Source organism: Stecheria intestinalis (genome assembly GCF_009696165.1).
Lineage (GTDB): Bacteria > Bacillota_I > Bacilli_A > Erysipelotrichales > Erysipelotrichaceae > Bulleidia > Bulleidia intestinalis.
This window is the reverse complement of record NZ_VUMN01000013.1, coordinates 65,917-73,872: the sequence shown is the minus strand read 5'-3', so window position 1 is coordinate 73,872 and position 7,956 is coordinate 65,917. Positions and strand designations below refer to the sequence as shown.

The window sequence follows — 7,956 nt, the reverse complement described above, 5'->3', positions numbered from 1 at the left end:
AGTATTCTTCATTTTCCTGACGCGTCAATCCTTTCATGAAAATCACCTCCAGGTTTCTGATTGATAATCACAATCAGTCTACCCAGAGGTGCTCTTCATTTCAGTTCACCTTGTATTAGACGCTTACTACTAGAAAGTGAAAGGGGCTGCTTGCATAGAGCCCTTTTAGGTAAAGAGATGAAGAATAGAATTGTTGATCCAGATAAATGGTTGACGGTTATGGCATTGGCGTTTGGTATAGAGATTTATCGGTTCTTGTCTCAGCGGAACATTCCGGATCTTTCTGCTCTGGATTTCTATGTGCTGAATGCACTGAACAGCTCTCTGGTTGAGAACCTGCTCTGCTGGCTGGTGCCGCTGCTTGCGGCATTCGCCTGCGGCAAGCAGTTCAATGCGTATTATCCGCTCAGAAAAGCAATCTTCACCAGAACGGATCGGAAGAAGTTCGTTCTGCAGAAGGCGGCAGAGTCAGCAGTAAGTTCATTTCTTCTGGTGCTGTTTTTCTATCTCTGCTGTTTTCTCTTTGATGTGATTATTGCAGAAACTGCCTGCCCGGGAATCCATTTCGGGGTTTCTCTGAATCCGGACAGCGTGATGTTTCCGGAATTGTATTATGCACATCCGATCCTCTATTTAGCTTATTATGTGCTGATGATTTCCGGATATGCAGCTGCTTTCGGCATGGCCGGTTTCCTGATCAGCTGCTTTACCAGAAACAGGGTTGCCGTTGCGATTGGTCCGTTTGCGGTAATGATTGTTCTTTCGATCGGACTGATGGTGATTCCGAATGGATATGGGGCGCTGTTTGATTTCACTTCCGTTTCGCTGCTTCGTAAAAGCACTCTGAACTATGTTTCCAAGCCTGTTCAGTCCTTTTTCAATTTTATCGGCCCGCTGATCTACCTTGTGCTTTTCCGGCTGCTGATCAGGTCTGCTGCCGGAAAGGAGAAGCCATGGCAATAGAATGTTTCCGGCTCCTGCAGAAAATCAGACGCTTTCAGATTCTGCTGATTGTTTCTCTGATCCTTGTGATTTCTGCATATCTGTTTGCAGTCTATGGCTGGAATAGCAGGGATTCATTTCTGTTTGCGATCAATGATTATATTCTGCCGCTGATGATGATACCGCTGTATTTCATTGCATGCATGGAAGCAGATCATGTCCTTCATCTGCAGTCTGTGCAGGTCAGAAGAGATCGTACTGGCAGGAAGATGGATCAGTTTCTGACAGAGATGCTCATTCTTGCCGAGTACATGGCTCTTTATCTGGTTCTTCCAGTCATGATCGCAGGGTTCCAGTCACCGATGGTTTCCTGGTTTCTGAACAACAGTCTTTGCATGATGCTGTTTGCCGGAGCTCTCAGACTGATGCTGATGCAGGTGGTGAATTGCAGCACGGCAGCGTTTCTGGCAGTTCTGATTCATATTGTGCTGAAAGTGATCAACAACTGGGTGTTCCTTGCTGGGACTCCTTTGCTGGATACTCCGGCAGGAGTATGGATCCGCTGGGGAATCAGTATCTTGGGTTATTTCTTATTTTTAATGAACAGGAAGTGGGACTATGATCAGAAGAGAACTGACGCTGACTGAGGTCGGCAAGCGATTCGGAAACCAGGAAATTCTCCGGAATGTGAATCTCTCGATCTCCGGAGGAACCGTAATGGGATTGAAGGGAAGAAACGGCTCCGGGAAATCCGTGCTGCTGAAATGCATGTGCGGACTGATGGCACCTTCAGAAGGAACCATTACGTATAACGGGAAAGCCGTTTCTTCAGATACGATTTCTGATTTCAATTTCGGCGTGTCCATTGAGAAGCCGGAACTGATCAATGATCTCAGCGGACTTGCTAATATCAGGTTTCTGGCTTCTTTCCGCAAAGTGGTTTCAAATGCACAGATTCAGGCCTGGTTTGAACGGTTCGGACTGAGCTCTGCTAGGAACAAGAAGGCTGGAGACTATTCCCTTGGGATGAAGCAGAAGCTGATGCTGATTCAGGCATTCATGGAAGATCCGGATGTGATTCTGCTGGATGAGGTCACGAATAGTCTGGATCTGCAGTCAAGAGAGATTCTGTTTGACGTGATCCGGGAAGAGCGAGCAAAGGGAAAAGTGATCCTGCTGGTAGATCATGACCTGGAAGAACTGAAGGAAATCAGCGATTCCATCATCACGATCGAGAAAGGAGAGATCCGGCCATGGGACTTCAGAAAATAGCAGGAGGACTGCTGGTATTCTCTCTGCTTTCTGCAGGCGGAGGATACTTTCTGCGCGGAAGCTACCCGATCACACCATCTGAGGAACTGGAGCAGGTTTATCCGGTCTCAGTAAGTCCGATTGCTGCTGTGTTTTCGTATACAGATCGCACGGAAGAATATAGCAGTTCCTTTCTGCAGGGAGAAATCATTGAAGGAACTCCATTATCCAGAAAATGTTCCGGAGCTTCCATCATCACCACCGTACAGGTCAGCCAGGTATTTTCAGGAGAACTGGAAGCAGGAAAGATGATTCAGGTCATTGAACCATATTCGCTGGCTGGAGAGATGGAATCCACTTATTCGGGATATCTTCCGATGATGATGAACCAGGAGTATCTGCTGAATCTTTCCAGGCTTTCCGGAAATCTGTATGCCATCCGGGCAAATGAGCTTGGGTGCTATCCTGCAGCCGCCTTCAGTACCATAGAGCTGAGTGAGGACATGACGCTTGGGGCAGATCGGCAGTATGAGACAGTTCTGATACTTTCAGAGAACTATGCTTCGGAGGTTCTGTCTGCTTCAGAAACAGATGGATACCGGCAGGCAAGAAAGGATTCCATGCAGAGAGCTCAAAGTTATCTGGGAACTGATGCCGGATGATTTCAGCATCCCTTTTCGGGTATAACCGTTCTTAGCTTGTGTATATGATGCACAGGCTTTTTTTGTATTCGTTCTGATTCAGTGGATCATTCTGTCTGTGCATTCGCTTCTCTTTGCATCATGGCACAAAATGAAGTGATGATGGGACTTGACACTCCCACAGGCTTCAGCCGTGGGAGTGTCAATTGCAGGAAGAGTCGTCTGGTGCGAAGGCTCCTGTGGCTCTGGCAATCCGCACAAGCGGTTCCGTGCAGAATCCGGTCTTCGGGAATACCAGAATGACGGCTGGTGTTTTATACTTTTGCTATGAAGAAATTTACGGTGATTGCACGCCCGGATCCGGAATCCGAGAGATTGAAAAAAGAACTGATCCAVCGCCTGAATGGGAAGGATCATGTGCTGGATGAAGAACATCCTGAGATCGTGTTCGTAGTCGGAGGGGATGGAACGTTCCTCTATGCGATTCACTATTATCTGGAACAGCTGGATCATGTGCAGTTCTATGGGATTCATACCGGGACGCTGGGATTCTATACGGATTATCATGATGGCGAATTTAAATTATTCCTGAATGCATATCTGAATGGCTCATGCTGGGAGAAAGACTATCCGATGCTGAGAGCGGATACGGATCTCGGCACATATTACGGGGTCAATGAGATCCGGGTAGAGAATGCGGCAAGAACGCAGGATATGAATGTCATCATCAATGGCAGGAAGTTCGAGGAGTTCAGAGGTACTGGATTATGCATCTCTACTCAGCTGGGCAGTACTGCTTATAATCGCTCGCTTGGCGGAGCGGTGATCCAGGATGGTCTGGATCTGATCCAGATGTCCGAGATCGGCGGAATTCATCATAATAAATATCGTTCTCTCGGGGCTTCGTTCGTGATGAAGCGGGAGACGGAAATCAGGCTGGAGTCGCATAGTTTCACAGGAGCGCTTCTGGGAGCGGATTCTGAGGTGTTCAGCATGGATGCGATGCATGAAGTGAAGATTGCTGTTTCAGACCATAAGAAGGTCAGAATGCTGAAGAGCAGAGATATCTCCTATTTTGATCGTCTGCAGAGTCTGTTCTAGGGACTGAAGAATCATGATAAAATAGGTCAATAAGGAGCTTTCAGATGCGCAATTGGCATTCACTGTATGAAATCTTGTACTTTCCGATCTGTGTGATGCTGGCAGCACAGGTTCTGCTCGGACTCGGAAATCTGCTTACGAATGAAGTATTCGAATCGTTTATCCGGATTGATAATGAATTCATCACCCTGCTTGCTCAGACCGGAATGCGTCTCGGCACGTTTCTGCTGGTGAATTTCCCGCTGCTGTTTCTGATCAGGCTGGTAGCGAGAAAGAATGGCAGTGCGACCACGATCATCTCGGCATTTTCGGGCTATGTGGTCTTCCAGATTGTCACGATGTACTTCGCGACGCCTTCTATGCCGACGACAGCTTATTCCTCGATCTTAGGAATCTCATTCACGGCTGCTTCGACGGCCTTGATGAGCGGCGGCGTGCATTATCCGCTGCAGACGGGACTTGCAGCTACGGCCATTGTTTCGATTATCACGCTGCGCAGCTATTCCAGATCCAGGATCCGCAGTGAATACGGTTTTTTCTCGTTTATTTCAAAAGATACGTTCTGCGTGATCAGAACGATGTTTTTCAGCACGATCTTCGGCATCATCATCGCTTATATCTGGCCATATATCATTGAGGCTCTGCAGGCAGCGATCACTTATATTGCCAGCGATACGACGAATCCGGCGAATCTTGCGGTATTTGGAATCATGGAGCGTATGCTGAGCGTGCTGAATCTCGGCACGATCATCCGGTCGCCGTTCTGGTACGGGACCAGCGGCGGTTCCTGGATTTCCATGGCAGGAACGAATATTGCCGGTGATGTGAATATCTGGACTGCGCAGCTTGCGGCAGGATCGATTTCAGGAATGACCGGAAGGTTCATCACGCCGTATTATGTGCTCAATTTGTTTGCGATTCCGGGGCTTCTGTGGGGAATGTATTCGATGCAGACAGATCGGCTGGAGCGCAGAAGAACGAGAATGCTTTATATTCTTGTCACAGCGATGTCGTTATTGAGCGGCACGCTGCTGCCGGTGGAACTGATGCTGTTTTTCCTCTGCCCGCTGCTGTTTCTGTTTCATATCGGATATACCGGAGTTCTGTTCGGGGTATTCCAGTCAATGCATACGTATCTCGGATTCAATTACAGCGGGACAAGCACGATCACGGCAATGCCAGGAACGCTGCTGGAGTATCTGAGCTATATCGGAAACAGTTCACTGACTGATACGCTGATTAAAATCCTGATTGTCGGAGGAATTTCCTTCCTGATCTATTTTTTCTTCACGAGGCTCTATTTCCGCCGTCTGGCCCTGGACGTATTCCATACGGGCGGAAAGGATCGGCTGGTCATGGGAACCGTTGAAGCACTTGGCGGAATCGAGAACGTGAAGCTGATTCATTCTTCGGCAGACCGGGTTGTGGTCAGCCTGTATGATCCGACGAAACTGAATGTCAATAAGCTGCGCGAGCTCGGCAGCATCCGGATCACGGAAACCAGAGCGGGATATTCAATTGCATATGGAGCAGCTTCAACAATGGTGAGAATCGGCATCATTGAATATATGCGTGACAGCATCCGCAGCGTCAATCGGTAAAAGTTGAAAAGCGGTCATAGCGTCATTAAAATGAAGACCGGATAAGGAGATTGTCTATGGAAAATCGGCTTCCTGAAAAACTGACTGCTCTGCGCAAGCACCTGAATTATGCGCAGGGAGATCTGGCCGCCAGACTTGGCGTGACCGTCCAGGAATATATGAACTGGGAGAATGGAAATTCTGTTCCTTCGATTTTCCTTCTCAAGGCTCTGGCTGATCTGTACGGGGTTCCTCTGCAGGATCTGGCGGATAATGCGCGTTCGGTTACTCTGCCGAGGCTGGATGAGGACTTTGACAGCGTGCAGATTCCATTTGCGGATCTGATGAATCCGGATGCACAGCCTGGCAATATCAATCAGACGCGCATGGATATCGATCAGACCATGCGGTTTGAGGAGAATACGCCCAAGACAGATGATACGCTGGAAGTGACTAAGACCAGAGATCTCCGAGATGCAGCTTCTGCAGATTCCGGTTCCTTTGAGTCCACAACTGTCAACAGGATTGTTGATGATGATTCCGAAGAGGGAGAGGAAGCAGAAGAAGAGGAAGAAGTAAAAGAAGCTCCGCGCAAGCCGAAGCAGGCAGCTGCGAAGAAGAAGCAGCCTGCTAAGATGGATCAGAAGAGACTGTATCTTCTGATTGCGATTGCGGCAGCCGCAGTGATTCTGATTGTCATGATCGTGAATATGCTCGGGGGCAGAAGCAGTGATACGCTCTCGGCGGGTGATACAAACCGTCTGGCTCTGGGCAATACCTTCTCGATCTATGTCGAAGATGGCGGAGATGTCACGAAGATGGGGACTTCGGTTCCGGCAATTGAAACCGGAGATCTTGTTCAGGTCAGTGCCGGTCCTACGTGGGCAATCGGCCTGAAGAAGGACGGAACGGCTACCTGTGCCGGATCGAGCAGTGCCTGCTCGGTCTCCAAATGGACGGATCTGACCATGGTGGCTGCCGGAACTTCTCATTCTGCTGCCGTGAAGTCTGATGGCACAGTCGTCTGCTCGGGCAGTGACGATGCATGTTCCGTCAGCGACTGGACGAATATCAGCAAGGTTTATGCAGGCAATGAATTCACGATCGGCATGACGACGGACAAGACGCTCAAGGTTGCAGGAACGCTCAGTGTTTCTTCTCAGCTGGAGTCTCTGACCAAGGTGCAGAGTGTTTCAATCAGCGATTCGTATATTCTCGTTCTGTTCTCGAACGGAACCGTCAGCTGCTACAGCATCAGCGGAACAGCGCCTGATACTTCGAAATGGAGCGGCATGACGCAGGTGGCAGCTGGGAATACCTTCGTGGCAGGACTTTCCGGCGGCAAGATTACCGTGATTTCAGATTCTGATGACAGCAAGATCAGCGATAGCATTAAGAACTTCAGCGGCGTGAAGTATATTGCCGCAAGAGGAAATACGCTGGTCGCATTAAGTTCTTCCGGAACGATTGTCGGTGCCGGCGATAACAATTACAGCGTGTATACGGAAAGCAGTGAAGCTGCTCCGACTCCTTCTGCAGAAACAGAGAAGCTTGCTCAGGCTGCGAATGTGCAGTTCTCCGTGACCGCCGCAAATCTCACGATTACCTGGAATGCAGTTCAGAATGCGGATTATTATACGGTGACTGTCAGCACGACTCCGCAGACTTCTGTGAAGGCGGCGAAGAATTCCGCAAGCATTTCTTCTGATAAGCTCGACAACGGAACGACTTATACGATCACGATCACTTCATGTTCCAACAACACAGACAAGTATGCGAATTCCGATGCTCTGTCTGTCAGCTATACTTACACCGCAAATCAGATCAAGCTGGCAACTCCGAGTGCCAAGGCAGTGCAGAGCAGTTCGAATACGGATGTGACAGTAAGCTGGGATGCAGTTCCAAACGCGGATTCCTACACCGTTCAGTTCCAGGATTATTCGAATACCGTAAAGGATACTTCCGTCACCCTGAGCAATATGCCTGTCGGAACCTATACGATTCAGGTTATTGCCAACCCTGCAGATGGCGAGAAGAAGTATGCAAGCAGCGATGCCGGTTCAGTGTCCATTGAGGTCAAGACGATCACAACGCCGCTCGGCACGACGAGTCTGAACTCTTATGCAGTCAATCCGGATCACAGCTGGACGATTACGTGGAATGCTGTATCAGGGGCTGCTTCGTACAATGTGACGATCAATAGCGTGACCCATAATACGACGACGAATTCCATTAACTGGACGGATGCGCTGAGCAATGGCACTAGCTATTCCATTACTGTAGAAGCAGTTCCTGCTGATACGACAAAGTATTCTTCTTCTACCAGCAATCTCGGAAATATTACCTACCAGTATACTGATCCGACTCCGACTCCGACTCCAGCTCCGACAGCGACACCGGACAGCGGCAGCGGCGGCGATGGTCAGAACGGCAGCAACTGA

7 protein-coding genes are annotated in these 7,956 nt (G+C 49.0%); all 7 read left to right on the top strand.

Translation table 11 applies throughout. The annotated features are described in order from the left end of the window. The first annotated feature begins 255 nt into the window (after positions 1–255). The 7 genes from FYJ51_RS06875 to FYJ51_RS06845 all read left to right on the top strand — a co-directional run bounded on the left by FYJ51_RS06875 (position 256) and on the right by FYJ51_RS06845 (position 7,956). A complete protein-coding gene (locus FYJ51_RS06875) occupies positions 256–963 on the top strand; it encodes a hypothetical protein (RefSeq protein ID WP_154504439.1) in 708 nt (235 codons plus the stop codon). Further along, positions 954–1,589: a hypothetical protein gene (locus FYJ51_RS06870; RefSeq protein WP_154504437.1), complete on the top strand. Its 636-nt coding sequence runs from the start codon at positions 954–956 to the stop codon at positions 1,587–1,589. The genes FYJ51_RS06875 and FYJ51_RS06870 overlap by 10 nt, the downstream gene beginning before the upstream one ends. Continuing rightward, positions 1,561–2,214 carry an ABC transporter ATP-binding protein gene (locus tag FYJ51_RS06865; RefSeq protein WP_105302800.1) on the top strand — a complete coding sequence of 218 codons (654 nt, stop codon included), beginning with the start codon at positions 1,561–1,563 and terminating at the stop codon, positions 2,212–2,214. Before FYJ51_RS06870 ends, FYJ51_RS06865 begins: the two co-directional genes overlap by 29 nt. Next, on the top strand, positions 2,196–2,855 hold the full coding sequence (locus FYJ51_RS06860) for a hypothetical protein (RefSeq protein ID WP_154504435.1): 660 nt from the start codon (positions 2,196–2,198) through the stop codon (positions 2,853–2,855). The genes FYJ51_RS06865 and FYJ51_RS06860 overlap by 19 nt, the downstream gene beginning before the upstream one ends. 306 nt (positions 2,856–3,161) lie before the next feature. Further along, entirely contained in the window at positions 3,162–3,935 is a 774-nt protein-coding gene (locus FYJ51_RS06855) for an NAD kinase (RefSeq protein WP_154504433.1), read from the top strand. Positions 3,936–3,979: 44 nt separating this feature from the next. Then, positions 3,980–5,536, top strand: coding sequence for a hypothetical protein (locus FYJ51_RS06850; RefSeq protein ID WP_154504431.1), 1,557 nt, complete (start codon positions 3,980–3,982; stop codon positions 5,534–5,536). A gap of 56 nt (positions 5,537–5,592) precedes the next feature. After that, positions 5,593–7,956, top strand: coding sequence for a helix-turn-helix domain-containing protein (locus FYJ51_RS06845; protein ID WP_154504429.1), 2,364 nt, complete (start codon positions 5,593–5,595; stop codon positions 7,954–7,956).